This window comes from Neobacillus mesonae, assembly GCF_001636315.1.
GTDB classification, from domain to species: Bacteria; Bacillota; Bacilli; order Bacillales; family Cytobacillaceae; genus Neobacillus; species Neobacillus mesonae.
Window position 1 is genome coordinate 399,692 of the sequence record NZ_KV440949.1, and the last position, 15,482, is coordinate 415,173.

The 15,482-nt window shown below is 38.6% G+C and carries 16 protein-coding genes; 8 read left to right on the forward strand and 8 right to left on the reverse strand.

Features of this window, described 5'->3' with window-relative positions; all coding sequences use genetic code 11:
* Nucleotides 1-61 precede the first annotated feature (61 nt).
* Nucleotides 62-157 (forward strand): YjcZ family sporulation protein, encoded by a 96-nt coding sequence (locus tag A6749_RS01900; protein WP_066384328.1) that lies wholly within the window; start codon nt 62-64, stop codon nt 155-157.
* A 119-nt stretch (nt 158-276) separates the two neighbouring features.
* Here the strand turns inward: A6749_RS01900 and A6749_RS01905 are convergent, their stop codons facing one another.
* Nucleotides 277-1,170: a thermonuclease family protein gene (locus tag A6749_RS01905; protein WP_066384330.1), complete on the reverse strand. Its 894-nt coding sequence runs from the start codon at nt 1,168-1,170 to the stop codon at nt 277-279.
* A 103-nt stretch (nt 1,171-1,273) separates the two neighbouring features.
* Nucleotides 1,274-3,235: a lipoteichoic acid synthase gene (locus A6749_RS01910; RefSeq protein WP_066384332.1), complete on the reverse strand. Its 1,962-nt coding sequence runs from the start codon at nt 3,233-3,235 to the stop codon at nt 1,274-1,276.
* A 532-nt stretch (nt 3,236-3,767) separates the two neighbouring features.
* Here A6749_RS01910 and A6749_RS01915 point away from each other — a divergent pair.
* Nucleotides 3,768-3,956, forward strand: a complete 189-nt coding sequence (locus A6749_RS01915; RefSeq protein ID WP_066384340.1) for a hypothetical protein — start codon at nt 3,768-3,770, stop codon at nt 3,954-3,956.
* Between the two features lie 97 nt (nt 3,957-4,053).
* Complete coding sequence (locus tag A6749_RS01920) at nt 4,054-4,233, forward strand: H-type small acid-soluble spore protein (RefSeq protein ID WP_066384345.1); 180 nt, start codon at nt 4,054-4,056, stop codon at nt 4,231-4,233.
* Between the two features lie 26 nt (nt 4,234-4,259).
* On the opposite strand, the gene A6749_RS28535 is transcribed toward A6749_RS01920, so the two are convergent.
* From A6749_RS28535 to A6749_RS01930, 3 genes are read right to left on the reverse strand one after another with little or no spacing between them, the layout of a single operon-like run.
* Nucleotides 4,260-4,421 (reverse strand): hypothetical protein, encoded by a 162-nt coding sequence (locus A6749_RS28535; protein ID WP_164745675.1) that lies wholly within the window; start codon nt 4,419-4,421, stop codon nt 4,260-4,262.
* Between the two features lie 49 nt (nt 4,422-4,470).
* Nucleotides 4,471-5,124 (reverse strand): potassium channel family protein, encoded by a 654-nt coding sequence (locus A6749_RS01925; protein WP_066384351.1) that lies wholly within the window; start codon nt 5,122-5,124, stop codon nt 4,471-4,473.
* Nucleotides 5,125-5,148: 24 nt separating this feature from the next.
* Nucleotides 5,149-6,486 carry a TrkH family potassium uptake protein gene (locus A6749_RS01930; protein WP_066384355.1) on the reverse strand — a complete coding sequence of 446 codons (1,338 nt, stop codon included), beginning with the start codon at nt 6,484-6,486 and terminating at the stop codon, nt 5,149-5,151.
* A 268-nt stretch (nt 6,487-6,754) separates the two neighbouring features.
* Between A6749_RS01930 and A6749_RS01935 the strand changes: the two genes are divergently transcribed.
* Nucleotides 6,755-8,260, forward strand: a complete 1,506-nt coding sequence (locus A6749_RS01935; RefSeq protein ID WP_066384359.1) for an MFS transporter — start codon at nt 6,755-6,757, stop codon at nt 8,258-8,260.
* Between the two features lie 240 nt (nt 8,261-8,500).
* Complete coding sequence (locus A6749_RS01940) at nt 8,501-9,799, forward strand: MFS transporter (RefSeq protein ID WP_066384361.1); 1,299 nt, start codon at nt 8,501-8,503, stop codon at nt 9,797-9,799.
* A gap of 121 nt (nt 9,800-9,920) precedes the next feature.
* On the opposite strand, the gene fdhF is transcribed toward A6749_RS01940, so the two are convergent.
* Both fdhF and A6749_RS01955 read right to left on the reverse strand, forming a co-directional pair.
* Nucleotides 9,921-11,981 carry a formate dehydrogenase subunit alpha gene (fdhF, locus tag A6749_RS01945; protein ID WP_236719615.1) on the reverse strand — a complete coding sequence of 687 codons (2,061 nt, stop codon included), beginning with the start codon at nt 11,979-11,981 and terminating at the stop codon, nt 9,921-9,923.
* Nucleotides 11,982-12,118: 137 nt separating this feature from the next.
* Nucleotides 12,119-14,275, reverse strand: coding sequence for a PAS domain S-box protein (locus tag A6749_RS01955; RefSeq protein WP_066384372.1), 2,157 nt, complete (start codon nt 14,273-14,275; stop codon nt 12,119-12,121).
* A gap of 243 nt (nt 14,276-14,518) precedes the next feature.
* Between A6749_RS01955 and yhfH (A6749_RS27470) the strand changes: the two genes are divergently transcribed.
* The 3 genes from yhfH (A6749_RS27470) to A6749_RS01960 all read left to right on the forward strand — a co-directional run bounded on the left by yhfH (A6749_RS27470) (nt 14,519) and on the right by A6749_RS01960 (nt 15,155).
* Entirely contained in the window at nt 14,519-14,653 is a 135-nt protein-coding gene (gene yhfH, locus A6749_RS27470) for a protein YhfH (protein WP_084797606.1), read from the forward strand.
* Between the two features lie 76 nt (nt 14,654-14,729).
* Nucleotides 14,730-14,864 carry a protein YhfH gene (gene yhfH, locus A6749_RS27475; RefSeq protein ID WP_084797607.1) on the forward strand — a complete coding sequence of 45 codons (135 nt, stop codon included), beginning with the start codon at nt 14,730-14,732 and terminating at the stop codon, nt 14,862-14,864.
* 105 nt (nt 14,865-14,969) lie between these two features.
* Nucleotides 14,970-15,155: a hypothetical protein gene (locus A6749_RS01960; RefSeq protein ID WP_066384376.1), complete on the forward strand. Its 186-nt coding sequence runs from the start codon at nt 14,970-14,972 to the stop codon at nt 15,153-15,155.
* 104 nt (nt 15,156-15,259) lie between these two features.
* Here the strand turns inward: A6749_RS01960 and A6749_RS01965 are convergent, their stop codons facing one another.
* Nucleotides 15,260-15,412, reverse strand: a complete 153-nt coding sequence (locus A6749_RS01965; protein WP_236719616.1) for a cold-inducible protein YdjO-related protein — start codon at nt 15,410-15,412, stop codon at nt 15,260-15,262.
* Nucleotides 15,413-15,482 lie beyond the last annotated feature (70 nt).

The following is a 15,482-nucleotide window of genomic DNA, read 5'->3' on the forward strand; positions in this document are numbered from 1 at the left end:
CAATCGTTTGGACATGCTTCTACATATTTTGTATTAGTAAAGCATAAGGAGGTGTAGCATAATGAGTGGATATGGTGGAAGCATGAGCTTTGTTTTGATTGTTGTTCTGTTTATCCTGTTAATCATCGTAGGTACTTCCTTCGGTAGTTTCTACTAAGGGTAAAGGAACCATCCAGTCGGCAGTCCTCCACAAATGACAGTGGGATTGTTCTATACTATCCTGTAATCCTCCTAAAATAAAGGCTGAGCGTTCGGTGCTCAGCCTTTATTATGATACTACCTCTTAGATTTTCGATATCCGGCATCCTGTGCATCTTTTTCAGAACAAAACCAAACAATATTGTCCTTAGCAGCATCATAGTAATTTCCGCCAGGAACATGGTAAATATGAGAATTGGCGTTCCCTTTAATTTTACCTTTACAGTTCAAGTTTGTTTCTTTGTCGTCACTAGGGTTATTTTGGAAGCTGCCCCCGCCTATATTTTTTGAAGGCGTTTTGGACGGTTGATTGTTGGTTGACTTATCGGAATGATATCCATCCTCTTGTGCGTAATTTTCAATCGACCAAATACCGACACCTTTTTTCTGAGCTTTTTTCTGAATCGCGTAAAACTCATCTACATATTTAGTATTTGGTGCATAAATATAGGCAACGCGGGCCAGCCCTTTCTCAAGCAGCATTTTATTAAACATTTTGCCATCGACATAAATATAAGCCAGCAGGCGGCCGTATTTATCACGGCCATCGCCGATCCCTGGTTCAATCTCTACCTTTTTGCCAACAGGAAGGATTTTTTTTGTATAATCCGATGCCTCAGGTCCAAACGGCTGAACTCCCAGGCGGGGATGATGTGTTTCCGGCGTATCCACACAAAGCATTCTTACCTTTTCTATTCGATTATTGAACTTTATTTCAACAGTGTCACCGTCGATATTTTTCACAATAACAGCAGGTATCAGTTTCTTATCGCTTTTGGATACAGTTGGTACATTCTTTTCCGGTACCGCTTCTTTAGGCTGGTCTGCCTTTTGCTCAACAGGCGGTGCGGCATGATTTGAGTTTTCTTTATTGGGGTTTTTTGAAGCAGTTTCAGAATCTGCACATCCGGAAAGAAAAACAGATAGAATGAAAACAAAAAACAATAGGGAATACTGTAGTTTATTCCGCATAAAGCACATACCTCTTTTGACTTTAATAATATATTTACTATTGTAACAAAACTTAACTAAAATCTGAACAAAAAAAAGAGAGAAGATAGTTCTTCTCTCTTACTTATTGATTATTTTCAGTAGACTTTGTCCCTTTTTTGGCATTAGGTCCAAGGTAGTCAAAATCATTTGGGTTTATTGGTGTATATCCTTCTGGCTGGTAAAAGCGCAGAAGGTCTTTATAAACAATTTCATCAGACATTTGTAATTCCGTATTAACACTGTCTGCAATGTCACTACAAGCTGCGGAATCTTCCATTAGTTCCTCTGATTCAGAGGAATAGCACTTGTCTTTTACTTGGATTACATCACCTGACACATAGTCTCCATTGCGGAATAAAGCCCAATTACGATGCTGCTTCGATAATAAATCAGAACCGAATTCCAAGTAATCCTTCGTATCAATACCTAGCAGATGAAGTACTGTTGGACGTACGTCTACTTCTCCGCCAACTTGAGATTGGATTCCGCCTTTCACACCAGGAACATGGATAAATAACGGCACACGCTGTAATTTTGCACTAATTGGCGGTGTAATTTCATCGACACCTAGTACTTTAGCCATTGCATCGTTATGGTTTTCGGAAATACCATAGTGGTCACCGTACAAGACAACAACTGTATTATCATATAATCCAGAAGCCTTTAAGTCGTTAAAGAATTGTTCCAAGGCCTGGTCCATATAATGGGCGGATTGGAAATATTGGTTTACAACCGTATCACCATAATCACCTGCAGGGAATTCTGTATCACCAGGATCCATGGCAAATGGGAAATGGTTCGATAAAGTAATAAACTTCGTATAGAACGGCTGCTTTAAGCCTGTAAGCATTGGCATTGACTCTGTAAAGAAAGGTTTATCCTTTAAACCATAGTTCTTTGTATTTTCTTCTGTCATGTTATAGTATTCGGCATCGAAAAATTGGTCATAGCCAAATGCTTTATAAATCACATTTCGATTCCAGAATGTTTTATAGTTTCCGTGGAATACTGCAGATGTATACCCCTGCCCTTTTAATATAGCAGGCATGGCTTGGTAGGTATTTTGTGCTTTGTTAACGAAAACAGCTCCCTGTGCCATCGGATAAAGCGAATTCTCCATTAAAAACTCAGCATCAGAAGTTTTCCCCTGTCCTGTTTGATGGTAGAAATTCTTAAAATAGAATGTGTTTTTATCATGTGTTAAAGAGTTTAAGAATGGTGTAACTTCCTTACCATCCGGCATTTTATAATCAATCATGAAGCTTTGTAATGACTCCATTGACACATAAATCACGTTCATGCCTTTGGCCTTACCAAAATATTTTGGATTTGGAGCCGCATAATTTGCCTTACGGTAGTTCTCAACATCTGTAATATCACTAGAATCAGCAAGTGCCCGCTGACTGGAGGATTTAACATTTTGAATCACATCATAAATCGTAAAGTTATAAGCACCTAGATATTTCACCAAGTAATTTCGGTCAAAGGAACGAGTTAATAATTGTGGACGGTCCTTTTCAGCTAATCCCAAGTTAAATAAGAAAGTGGTAATGGAAAATAACAAAACGATTTTAAAAGATTTTCTGTTCGTTACCGTCACATTTTTGAATACTGTTAATGCTAATGCGATCAAAATAAAGAAATCAGTGAAATAAAGAATGTCCCAAGGCGACATTAACGATAAAGCACTATCACCTAACTGACCAGCGTTCGTCTTTGTCTGCATTAAAACTGGAACAGTGATGAAATCATTAAAGAAACGATAGTAAGCTATATTGGCATACAGCAAGAACGATAAGATGAAGTTAGTGATAATCATGACCATCTTTGTTCGTTTCTTAAATAATAAGGCCAGCCCGAAAAAGAATAGCGCTGAGCTTAACGGATTAATAAACAATAAAAATTTCTGCAGGTTATTGTCAATACCAAGATTAAATTCAATTCGATAGGCCGCATACGTTTTAATCCAGAATAGGACAACGGCAATTGCAAAAAATGTAATATGACTATTATTTAATTTTTTGGATAGTCGTAATTTATTCATATATAATTTCTCCCCTCACTTACCAAACTAAAGCCTCGGTAAACGAACTTCATTACTATACCATATTTTTATTGAAATGAAAAACATAATTCGTACCATTAATTGTTTAATTTATCGCTATTTTTTTCCATATTTTTTCGCCAATTTCGACAACAGCCATTTACTTATACAGCTCAATCCTATTTATTTTATCCAATTGTCCATTTCATTTGTATGATTACTAACGGTTGGACATGACTATTTTTAGGTCTCAATTATATAAGACGAAATACCAGCTGAATGGTTTCATCTTTTTTGCATTTTGATTTACACTCTAGACGCTTCGCCTTCGCTCCAATCAATATTAAGGTAAATTCAAAAAAGCATAAAATCATTCATACTCAGCGTCTAAAAAAGGATTTCTAATTATCATATACTGGAATTATTTAGGATGCAATATGATTTTAGCCTTATCTTTTTCCGTGATGGGTCGAATAAAAATAGTTTCTAAGGCAACGATATACAAAAACCGAGTTAAAAAAGGGGGGAAAGTATGCCGAGAATTAGGTCGGATTTTACAAATAGTCCGTATTTTGTAGATGAACCCGGGAATTGGCATTTAAAACCGGGGGCACCAAAGGAATTACAAATCGAGCTTGAACAATATTTAGACAGTCTGACAATTGAAGATGACGCAGGCACCATTAATGGAAACCAAATTCAATACCCATATAATCGTTAATATAATAGAAGCAAACGATTTCACAATGAAGATTATGGTATAGAGCATAACTCAAATACAAAGAATATACTGATTAAATTATCAAGGAGTGATTGGATTGAACCAGAATCGAATTAAACAAATTTTGTCGTCTTCAGCCGATATTGAGGTCAAATATAATGGCGCGTCTGTATGGATTGATCAATTAAATGAGGATGGCAGAACAGCTACGGTTCATTTAAGAGGGCCGCTTGAGGAACGTACGATTGTAGAGCTTCACGAACTTGTTGAGGAGTAAAAAGAGAAGGCAGGAGTATCTCCTGCCTATACCATGTCTTCGTTTTCCCGTTCAATTTCACTTGGCTGCGGCTGGACATTCTGGACAATCGACCCAAGGACTTCTCTGTTAAATTTCCCCGTATCTTGTCCCGCTCCAGGTAAGGTATGCGACATCGGTAATTGTTCTAATTCTTTCCCTCTAGGCATGTTTACACCCTCCTTTCCCTATAAGTTATCCTATCTGTCTTCATTTTATTTAATCTAACTTTCCAAATCGTTCAAGATCACTATTTTTCCCGATTACTACCAGCACATCCCCTTCATCAAGCAATTTATCAGGTGATGGTGATATGTATATTTCATGGCCATGGCGGATCGCGATGACACTAATATTAAACTTGGCTCGAAAATCTATCTCCCTTAAAGATCTATCAATCATACGCTGCGGTATTTTAACTTCTTCTACGCTATAATCCTTGGAAATTTCTATAAAGTTTAACACATTTGGTGATAACAGCTGGTGCGCAACTCTTATCCCCATATCACGTTCTGGAAAGACAACCCAATCAGCGCCTACTTTTTCCAGCACTTGCCCATGCAGCTTATTTAACGCCTTGGCAATGACCTTCGGGACACCCATTTCTTTTAACACCAAAACACTTAAAATACTTGCTTGAATGTCGTTTCCAATTGCCACAATAACAGTGTCGAAATTTCGGATGCCAATTGCTTTCATCGCCTCAGCATCTGTCGAATCAGCAATCACAGCATGGGTAACATATGACTGAGCCTCATCCACTCTTTCTTCATTCACATCTATCCCCAAGACATCCTGACCTGATTCAAATAACTTATTAGCTATGTTGAGCCCAAACCTTCCTAATCCAATTACTGCGTATTGATCAGCCATAGTCGTACCTCCTTGGTGTAAATACTAGCCTATCATGATTTTGCCCTTTGGATAGCGGAATGCATCAGGTTTTCTGCGCATTGTCACAGCAAAGGCAACCGTTAAAGGTCCAACCCTTCCGGCAAACATAGTAAAAATAATAAGCGCCTTTCCAATTGGAGACAAGTCCGGGGTTAACCCCATTGAAAGGCCGACTGTTGCAAAAGCAGATGTTGCTTCGAATAAGATCATCAGAAAATCTTTTCCGTGCTCCGTAATGGTTAGAACAAGCGTTACTAGCGTTACTAACGAAAGCCCGCTGAAGGTTACGGTTAATGCCTTATAAATGGTTTCGTATTCAATTCGCTGACGATAAAAAATAACATCTTCTTTCCCGCGAATTTGGGACCATACTGCACCAATCAACGTCGTAAACGTGGTGGTCTTAATCCCCCCGCCGGTTGAGCCTGGGGATGCACCAATAAACATGAGGAATATGATTAAAAATAAAGAAGTTTGCGTCAGGTCGCCAATACTCAAAGTATTGGCACCCGCTGTTCTTGCCGTTACCGACTGAAATAATGAGCCAAGAATTTTCCCCGTGAACGACAGCGGTTTTAGGGTTTTTTCATTCGTTAATTCTAAACAAAAAATCCCGATGGTTCCAATAACGACTAGAAACAAACTTGTCATCAGCACAATTTTTGTATGTAATGATAATTTCTTTGAACGGCGATATTCGTAAAGTTCATTCATAACAATAAAACCAATTCCACCTAAAGTAATTAACATACAGACCGTTAAAGTGACGATTGGGTCAGCCACATAACCTGTCAGGCTGTGGAATTCACCCATTAGATCAAATCCGGCATTATTAAAATTGGAGATGGAATGAAAAATTCCATAATATATGGCTTTGCCAATTGGCATATCAAAGGCAAAGCGTATGGACAATAGGACAGCGCCAGTACCTTCAATCACAGCCGTAAAGATTAAGATTCGCTTGGCTAGTCTGACGATTCCTTCCATAGAAATATTATTTAATGATTCCTGGAGCAAAATTCGTTCTTTTAACGATATTCTTTTTCCTAATAAGAACGCAAAAAGTGTAGCCACCGTCATAAACCCGAGCCCGCCAATTTGAATCAAAGATAAAATGACGATTTGCCCAAAAAGGGTAAACGTTGTCCCTGTATCAACCACAACGAGGCCAGTTACACAAGTTGCCGAGGTAGCGGTAAATAAAGCATTTAAAAATGACAATCCTTCCCCATCTGTTGTCGCCACAGGAAGTGTCAAAATGAACGCCCCGATCAGAATAATAAGCGCAAAGCCGATAACTAGTATTTTCGGTGGATCAAGATAGAATTTTTTCTTTTTCATAAATTCCTTCCTTACTTTGCTCCGTCATTTAGACTTATATTTTACCTTATCCAAAGAATAGATTAATTATTTAATTTACAGGCGTAAATAAGAGCCGTTATGATAAAAAAAGAAATTCATATCCTTAAATGTGCTGTACCTCACAGTTTATTATTGGAACTTGGTCTATAATACACAGAGAATTTTTTCCAACTGAGGAACCTGTTTCGTAATATTAGAAAAATGGTAAGGTAATATTAATAAGGGAATGGAATGAAGGGGGATTAAAATGAAACAAGGATCAAGACAGCTTTATGTCCAGACGTCTAGCCTTGTCGTCGGTTTTATGGTCTGGGTATTAATATCTTCGCTTATGACGTTTATTAAAGAGGATATTGATCTTTCAGCGACACAAATATCGTGGGCAACAGCAGTGCCTGTTATTCTCGGCTCTTTGCTAAGGATTCCAATTGGCTTTTGGGCCAACCGTTACGGTGCTAGAATTTTATTTACGATTAGTTTTATCATCATGCTGATTCCGATTGCGATCATCAGCTATGCCAATTCATTTTTTATGTTAATTTTGGGCGGATTTATGCTGGGGATTGGCGGTGCTGTCTTTTCAATTGGTGTTACCTCTTTGCCAAAGTATTATCCGAAAGAAAAGCATGGCTTTATTAATGGGATTTACGGAGCGGGGAACATCGGTACTGCAATTACTTCATTTTCGGCTCCAGTATTAGCAAACACGTACGGCTGGAGAACTACAATTCTAATTTTCTTAATTATTGTGTTAATTTTCGCCGTCATTAATTTTCTTTTTGGTGACCGTAATGAGCATAAAGTAAATAATTCGTTTATCGTTAGTTTTAAACAGGTTTATCGAAACCCTAAGCTATGGTTTTTAAGCTTATGTTACTTTATCACATTTGGCTCTTTTGTTGCTTTTACGATATATTTACCATCGTTTTTAGTTAATCACTTTGATTTAAGCAAAGTTGATGCCGGTCTCCGTACTGCCGGATTCATTGCTTTAGCGACCATCTTCAGACCTGTTGGCGGATGGCTTGGAGATAAGATCAATCCATTTTTAATCTTAATGGCTGTGTTTTTCAGCCTGACCTTTGCTGGATTTCTTTTATCTTTTACACCGTCACTGCCGATTTACTCTTTTGGCTGCTTATTAGTAGCTTTCTTTGCTGGAATCGGAAATGGCGCGATTTTCAAGCTGGTACCATTATATTTTTCAAAACAGGCTGGAATTGTCAACGGTATTGTGGCCGCTATGGGCGGGCTTGGCGGTTTTTTCCCGCCGATTATTTTAACAATTCTCTTTAGTTGGACCGGGCACTATGCCATTGGATTTATGTCACTGTCTGAATTTTCATTAGCTACATTAGTATTGGTTGTTTGGCTTTACTACCAAGACAAACTTGATGTTTCATCTAAAATTGTCAATCATGCGGGAGAAGGAATTATGCTCACCGATTCTAGCGGGATTATTCAAAAAGTAAATCCTGCCTTTACGAGAATTACCGGATTCTCACAGGAAGAAGTCATTGGCAAAACTCCAAGTGTGCTTCAATCCGGGGAACATGACAAGCAATTTTATGAACAAATGTGGAGTCAATTAATGAGCGAGGATTACTGGGAAGGCGCTATTTGGAACAAACGGAAAAATAAAGAGATCTATAAAGAATGGTTAACAATTACAGCGATAAAAGATGATTCCGGAGAAACAAAACATTATGTTGGGTTATTTAAAGAAGATCATGAAAAACAAAAAAGACTATAAATCAATCAAAAGAGGCCTTCATTTTGAAGGTCTTTTTTCTATTGTCCAGCTCCAAGCTCCTTCCCCTTTTCTAAACTTATGACAACTTTTCGTCAAAACCTCTTTGTTCACAGTTCCTTCACTATTTTTGTGACGTACGTCACAAATTTCATGCTGCCATCTGGTTTATATTAACATCGTAAACACCAATTACTTAATAATTGATAAAAAAATTAAACATAAACATTGGGGGAGAAAAAAATGGCCCGAATAACGTATTGGAATCCGGAAGACGAAAAATTCTGGAACGCTGAAGGGAAAAAACATGCTAAGAGAAACCTATGGATTTCTGTTCCATCATTAATGCTTGCCTTTATTGTTTGGCAAATATGGTCTGTTGTAGCGATCAGATTAAATGACATTGGATTTCACTTTACTGATGAGCAGCTGTTTACTTTAGCCGCTGTTCCCGGACTTGTTGGCGCAACACTTAGATTTGTTTATACTTTTGCAGTTGGAACAATGGGAGGAAAAACCTGGACAGTTATTTCTACAGCAATCCTTGCCATTCCGGCAGTAGGTATTGGTTTTGCTGTCCAGAATCCAGAAACCCCATTCACAGTCATGCTTATTTTAGCAGCACTTTGTGGTTTAGGCGGTGGAAATTTCTCATCATCAAGTGCCAACATCAGCTTCTTCTTCCCGAAAAAAGAAAAAGGAACAGCACTTGGAATTAATGGCGGTTTAGGAAATATGGGGGTATCAGTTGTCCAATTCGTCACTCCATTAGTTATTACTTCAGGGACTTTTGCTTTGGTTGGCGGAAAACAAGTTATGTCAAACGGCCAAGAAATTTGGCTTCAAAATGCAGCATTTGTTTGGGTTATTCCAATTGTCATTGTGACATTGCTGGCCTTATTCAAAATGGATAATGTACCAGGTGCTAAACAATCTGTTGCTGATCAATTTGTCATTGTGAAACGGAAACACACTTGGATTATGACGATTCTTTATATTGGAACATTTGGTTCATTTATTGGGTACTCTGCGGCATTTCCGCTGCTTTTGAAATCACAATTCCCTGAGTATATTTCACTGGCTTTTCTTGGAGCGTTAGTTGCTGCGGCTGCAAGGCCTGTCGGCGGCTGGATTTCCGATAAGTTTGGCGGTGCGAAGGTAACAGCTTATGTGTTTGTAGTTATGACAATCGGTGCTTTAGGGGTTATTTATTTCTTGAATGCACAGCAATTTGCCGGTTTCTTAATTTCTTTTCTAGTGTTGTTCTTGGCATCAGGAATTGGATCTGGATCAACATTCCAAATGATTCCAAATATATTTATTCCAAAAGAAGCGGCTCCTGTTATCGGCTTTACCGCAGCGTTTGCTGCGTACGGATCATTCCTGATTCCAAAGCTTTTTGGCTGGTCTATCAACACTACAGGTTCATATGTAACAGCGTTCTACTTCTTTATCGGATTTTATGTGATCTCTTTTGTGCTAAACTGGTTCTTCTATCAAAGAAAGGCTGCTGCAAAGGCAGTTGTGAAACAGGCCGGATAAATATCCAGCCTGTTTTTATTCTGTTGATTTGCACTCCAATCATCAGGGCAACCTCAAACAGTATCCTTTTACACAGCCCTACATAAAGAGGACGCAGTCAATTACTGCGTCCTCTTTATTTTTAGTTTACTATTTTTTCAATCGTTACGGCGCATGCTTTGTATTCGGCGGTCCCGGAGATTGGGTCGTATTCATTTAAGGTTAATACATTGGTTGGGGTTTCGTGCCAGTGAAAGCTCATAAAGACAAGTCCTGGTACCACTTGTTCGGTTACTTTCGCCTTTACCTGCAGTTCCCCTCTTCTAGAACGAACTTGAACAACTTCTCCATCCGTTATTCCGAGCAGCTGGGCATCCTCTGGATGGATATCTACGGTTTCTTCCGTTTGCTTAAGCTTCACACCGGACGCATAATGTCGCGTCTGTGTATGGGTATTATACGTTTCATAACGTCTTCCAGTTGTCAGCGTGAACGGATATTCCTCATCAGGAAGCTCCATCGGTGGTGTATAGTCGACAGGTACAAACGGTGCCTTCTTTGTTTCAGCTTCCTGATGAAAACGTTCATGCATGACGAACGTTCCTGGATGATTTTCGTCTGGGCAAGGATAATGAATACTGTATTCCTGATCAAGACGTTCATATGAAATACCGCCATACATCTCCCAAGCAAGCCTTCTTACTTCGTTCCAGATTTCTTCACTATCTTTATACCGCATCGGATACCCCATTATGTCCGCAAGCTCACAAAGGATTTCCCAATCCTCCTTCGTATTTGGATGGGGTTCCACTGCCTTTCGGACCCGCTGGATACGCCGGTCTGTATTGGTGTAAGTTCCATCCACCTCTCCCCATGAGCGAGCCGGGAGAACCACATCCGCCATCTTTGCAGTTTCAGTCATGAAAATATCTTGCACGACTAATAAGTCCAGTTTTTCAAATAATGTCTTTGTATGATTCATATCGACATCAGCAAGAAGCGGATTTTCACCAATAATATACAGCGCTTTCAAATCACCCATTTCAATCCTGTCAAATGTTCTTGTCTGTGTATCACCTGCAATCGGATTAAGTGTAACCTTCCATTCTTTTTCATAGCGGGCCCGAAACTCATCATTGGCTAAACTCATTGCCCCTGTTAATTGATTCGGCAAACAGCCCATATCCCCGGCGCCTTGAACATTATTCTGGCCTCGGAGCGGCATGATGCCTGTTCCTGGTTTGCCAATATTGCCTGTTAACAAAGCTAAATTAGCAATGTCGAACACATTGTTAACCCCACAATGATGTTCAGTAATACCCAATGTATAAGCGACCATTGAACCGTTCGATCCGGCATACTCTCTTGCAGTTGCCACAATATCCTCGGCGGGTACACCGGTGATTTCTGCGGCATATTCCGGTGTAAATGGTTCCACCTGTTTTTTCAGTTTTTCAACATCGACTGTCATTTCATTAATGAATCTCTCATTGTATAATCCTTCAGTCAAAATGACTCGAATAAAGGCATTGATAAGGGCAATATCAGTTCCGACTTTGATTTGCAGGTGGCGGTGGGAAACCTTCACCATATCAATTTTTCGCGGATCGATAACAATAATCTTAAGGCCCGCCTTGACCGCTTTTTTCATCCGATTGGCGATGATTGGATGGGCCTCAGTTGTATTGGAGCCCATTAACAGCAGGACATCTGCGCGTTCAAAATCTTCAAGTGTGTTGGTAGGGAAACCGCTTCCAAAAACTGTTGCCAGACCGGCAACGCTAGGAGCGTGTCACGTTCGGTTACAGCCGTCAATATTATTGCTGCCGATAACCGTTCTCATAAATTTTTGCGTCACAAAATTGGATTCATTTGTACTTCTCGCACAGGCGAACAAGCTGATTGCATTCGGACCCCAGACGGTTTTAATTTCTGACAGTTTGCTGGCAATAAATTGATAGGCCTCTTCCCACGTTACTTCGACCAGCTTGCCCGCTTTTTTTATAAGCGGGGACGAAAGTCTATTTTTGGCATGAACGTATTCATAGGCAAATGCGCCTTTTACACATGTTTGTCCTTTGTTCACTGGTGCTTCTTTGTCGCCGCGGATTTTAACGATTTTGTTGTCTTTGACTTCAAGGACTAAACCACACCCTGTTCCGCAATAACCGCAGATTGTTTTTACATAGTTCGGTTCTCCCACAATATTACCTCCCTTATTTCAACATTACTATCTATATTATAATTTTAATCTATTTTTGATGAATGTCTTTACCTTTTTTGTATAAAATTTTGTCTATTTTTTAAAAATTAAAAAACGGGAGAATCGTTCTCCCGTTTTTAGGCTGTTTTTGCCGGTAATAGAATGTTAAATGTCGTACCTTTATTTAATTCACTTTCTACAAATACTTTGCCATTATGGCTTTCGATTATTTTAAAGCTCATCATCAGCCCTAAGCCATTACCACGCTTTTTCGTAGTGAAAAACGGCTCTCCCAACTTATTTAATTTATCCTTCGGAATACCGACACCGGAATCCTGAATAGATATTTGCACATTCTTTTCAAGGACAGTTGTTTTAACAAATAGATCTCCGCCATTCGGCATAGCTTCAATTCCATTTTTAATAAAGTTTAAAAACACCTGTTTCAAACGATTTTCATCGCATTCAATTTGGATTATTTCTTGGCTGCAGTCAAAATGCAGGCGGACATTCTTTTTCCTCGCCTCAAATTCAAGCAGGGACACAACATTTTTAATAACTGGGACAACATTCTTTTCTTCCAGTTCAACCGCCTTTGGTTTGGCTAAAACCATAAAATCCTCAACAATAGTGTTTACCCGTTCTATTTCATCAAGAATAATATTTAAGAATTCCTGTCGTTCCGGGTCCTTTTCATCGAGCTGCAAAAATTCTGCATACCCTCTCATCGATGTCAATGGATTGCGAATTTCATGAGCAACTCCTGCCGCCAGCTGCCCTACCGCCGCTAATTTATCTTGGCGGTGTAATACTTCTTCTGTTCTCTTCCGTTCGGTAATATCCGTCCGAATGGAGAGATATTGATACGGTTTGCCATTACTATTTAGAAACGGCACAATGGTTGTATCAACCCAATAATTAGAGCCATCTTTAGCGCGGTTACATATTTCACCATACCACACGTCACCCTGCCCAATCGTCCGCCACAGTTCCTTGAAGAATTCTTTTGAATGATATCCGGAATTCAAGATCCGATGGTCCTCACCCAGCAATTCTTCTTCGTGGTACCCAGAGATATCACAGAACTTTTCATTTACTGAAGTAATTTTACCCTTTTCATCTGTAATGGCTACAATGGATGACTGATTTAAAGCGAATGTAATATCCTTTACTTCCTTTATGGACTCAATTAAACCTTCCTCCGCTTTTTTTCGCTGGGTAATATCTGAACGAATAGCAATATATTGAACAGGTTTTCCTTTTTTATTTAAAAATGGAACTATGGTCGTATCAACCCAATAAAATGATCCATCCTTAGCTTTGTTGCGAATTTCCCCGCGCCAGATTTTCCCCGAAGAAATCATGCTCCAAAGGTTTTCAAAAAATTCTTTCGAATGGTAGCCGGAATTTAACATGCGATGTGTTTTTCCGATGATTTCTTCCTTCTTATATTTCGAGATCTCTTCAAATTTATCATTTATATCTAGTATGACACCATTTCTGTCTGTAATCGCTACAATAGCCGAAGCATCAAGTGCGGCTTTAATATCTTTTAAGCTTGTATCGGAGGTTGCTAGCTGTTTGCTGATTAATGTACTTGAGGCAATTAAGCCGCCCATGATAAGGACTGATACAATCAATACCAAATAAAGAAAAAAAGGACTTTCTGTAATTGTGCCGGTAACCTCATGATTTGCCGTTACAATGACCATCGCTTTTTTCAACAAGATATGCCCTTCCGCTATGGTACCCGAGATAATCAATGCGCTGGCCGGTTTCAACCATGGCAGGTTTTCTTTAGTAATAGCCGAGGAAAAAAGAATCCATAATGCAAATAAAAATGATGCAAAAATAAGTACACTAGAAAAAATAAATAATACTACGTTGTATTGAATTGAAACGTTCATCGCATAAATTCCAATAATATGAATTGCAATCACTGCCAAAGCTAAAAAAAAGCTGCCAATCATTAAATGATAAAACCGCACAATTCTTCCGTAAAAAGGCATAAACGCCATCCCGGAAAAGGATATTCCAATTAAAATTGATAAAATGGTAAGGGATATATGATAATTAGCAAACAGAATTGCATCTGTTGCAATAACCCCAATAAAATTAGTTACCCAGATCCCTATCCCCATTGAAAATGCTGCACCCAAAAACAACAACCGCTTATTTTGACCCGACGATTTAATTAAGATAAACATATCCAATGCTGTATATGAAGCCATGATTGTTAAACCAATGGCAATAATAAAGAAAAATGGATGAAACGATTCAAATAATGTATCCATTAACCAGCATCCCCCCTAAAACAAGATCTTTTCTATTACGATTGTAATGTAAAGTATTTCGTTATGGAAGGGCCATTTAATGATGGAAAGTATTTTTTTAAACGGTTTATCGGATAAAGGACCTATTTTTAAAAAAACAGAAAATTTTTCAAAAAAAGTCTACACATTTTTAATTTTTTCGTTTATACTGTACTATAACAAGGACGAAATAAATATTCTGTATTAATAAAGGAGGAGTTAAAGATGTTAATGAGTCCACTTGAATTTTTCCGTAGTTTGCCAAAGAAGGAATGTCCTGAATGCGGAGACCATATGGAGGAGCAAGCTGAGTCCTACATGATGGAATGTGATCGCTGTCTATCTAAAAGAGAAGAATAAGTAAATTTTTTTGGCACATCTGTATTATAACAAAACAACCATTAATATACTGTATTAATAAAGAGGGGGAATTAATATGTTAATGAGTCCAGTTGAATTTTTCCGTACTTTACCTAAGAAGGAATGTCCTGAATGCGGGGAACATATGGAGGAGCAGGCTGAATGCTACATGATGGAATGTGACCGCTGTTTATCAAAAAAAGGTGAATAAACTTAATCTCCAGTAAAACTGGAGATTATTTTCTTTTTCGATAGAAACAGGCAGGCATAAACAAATCCCCACAGGTAAAACCTTAAGTTAAGGAGCTGATAGTGAATGGCAAGAAAACAAGATTTCTTAACAACTGCCCCTAAACAACAACAAATCACGCTTAATAACGGTAATTCGTATCCTAATTTAAAAAATATTCCCGGTGACTCAGTGGATGAGCATAAACAACTTGAAGAGGCAAATACCATTATTACAGGTGATGAAATCCGCCAGCAAAACGAAAATCTTTGATATTAAGGAGGCCTGCGGAAAGTGATTCATCTGAAGCAAAATCCCACAAAAAAAAATAAAAAGACTGTTCAGCCAATTTATCTGACAGTCTTTTAACACAACTATTAAATTTTAGGCAGAACACGAATCTCTTGAGTCATTTCATTGCCGCACATTGGACAAAGCAAATCATCTGCCACAAAATCTTTTCTCATCCAGCCAATACATGAATCGCCAATACAGGAGTATACTTCTGTGTCTTCTAGAATTGTTTCCATTTCTTCGTCTTTTGCCCGTCTACCGTAAAAAATTGGAACCGCCTCCTTTTTATTAGTATGTCCAAAAAGT

Bases quoted from the DNA above. Each gene is read 5' to 3' on its own strand.
- A6749_RS01900 (WP_066384328.1), top strand. From the start codon at position 62: ATGAGTGGATATGGTGGAAGCATGAGCTTTGTTTTGATTGTTGTTCTG.
- A6749_RS01905 (WP_066384330.1), bottom strand. From the start codon at position 1,170: ATGCGGAATAAACTACAGTATTCCCTATTGTTTTTTGTTTTCATTCTA.
- A6749_RS01910 (WP_066384332.1), bottom strand. From the start codon at position 3,235: ATGAATAAATTACGACTATCCAAAAAATTAAATAATAGTCATATTACA.
- A6749_RS01915 (WP_066384340.1), top strand. From the start codon at position 3,768: ATGCCGAGAATTAGGTCGGATTTTACAAATAGTCCGTATTTTGTAGAT.
- A6749_RS28535 (WP_164745675.1), bottom strand. From the start codon at position 4,421: ATGCCTAGAGGGAAAGAATTAGAACAATTACCGATGTCGCATACCTTA.
- A6749_RS01925 (WP_066384351.1), bottom strand. From the start codon at position 5,124: ATGGCTGATCAATACGCAGTAATTGGATTAGGAAGGTTTGGGCTCAAC.
- A6749_RS01930 (WP_066384355.1), bottom strand. From the start codon at position 6,486: ATGAAAAAGAAAAAATTCTATCTTGATCCACCGAAAATACTAGTTATC.
- A6749_RS01935 (WP_066384359.1), top strand. From the start codon at position 6,755: ATGAAACAAGGATCAAGACAGCTTTATGTCCAGACGTCTAGCCTTGTC.
- A6749_RS01940 (WP_066384361.1), top strand. From the start codon at position 8,501: ATGGCCCGAATAACGTATTGGAATCCGGAAGACGAAAAATTCTGGAAC.
- A6749_RS01955 (WP_066384372.1), bottom strand. From the start codon at position 14,275: ATGGATACATTATTTGAATCGTTTCATCCATTTTTCTTTATTATTGCC.
- yhfH (WP_084797606.1), top strand. From the start codon at position 14,519: ATGTTAATGAGTCCACTTGAATTTTTCCGTAGTTTGCCAAAGAAGGAA.
- yhfH (WP_084797607.1), top strand. From the start codon at position 14,730: ATGTTAATGAGTCCAGTTGAATTTTTCCGTACTTTACCTAAGAAGGAA.
- A6749_RS01960 (WP_066384376.1), top strand. From the start codon at position 14,970: ATGGCAAGAAAACAAGATTTCTTAACAACTGCCCCTAAACAACAACAA.
- A6749_RS01965 (WP_236719616.1), bottom strand. From the start codon at position 15,412: ATGGAAACAATTCTAGAAGACACAGAAGTATACTCCTGTATTGGCGAT.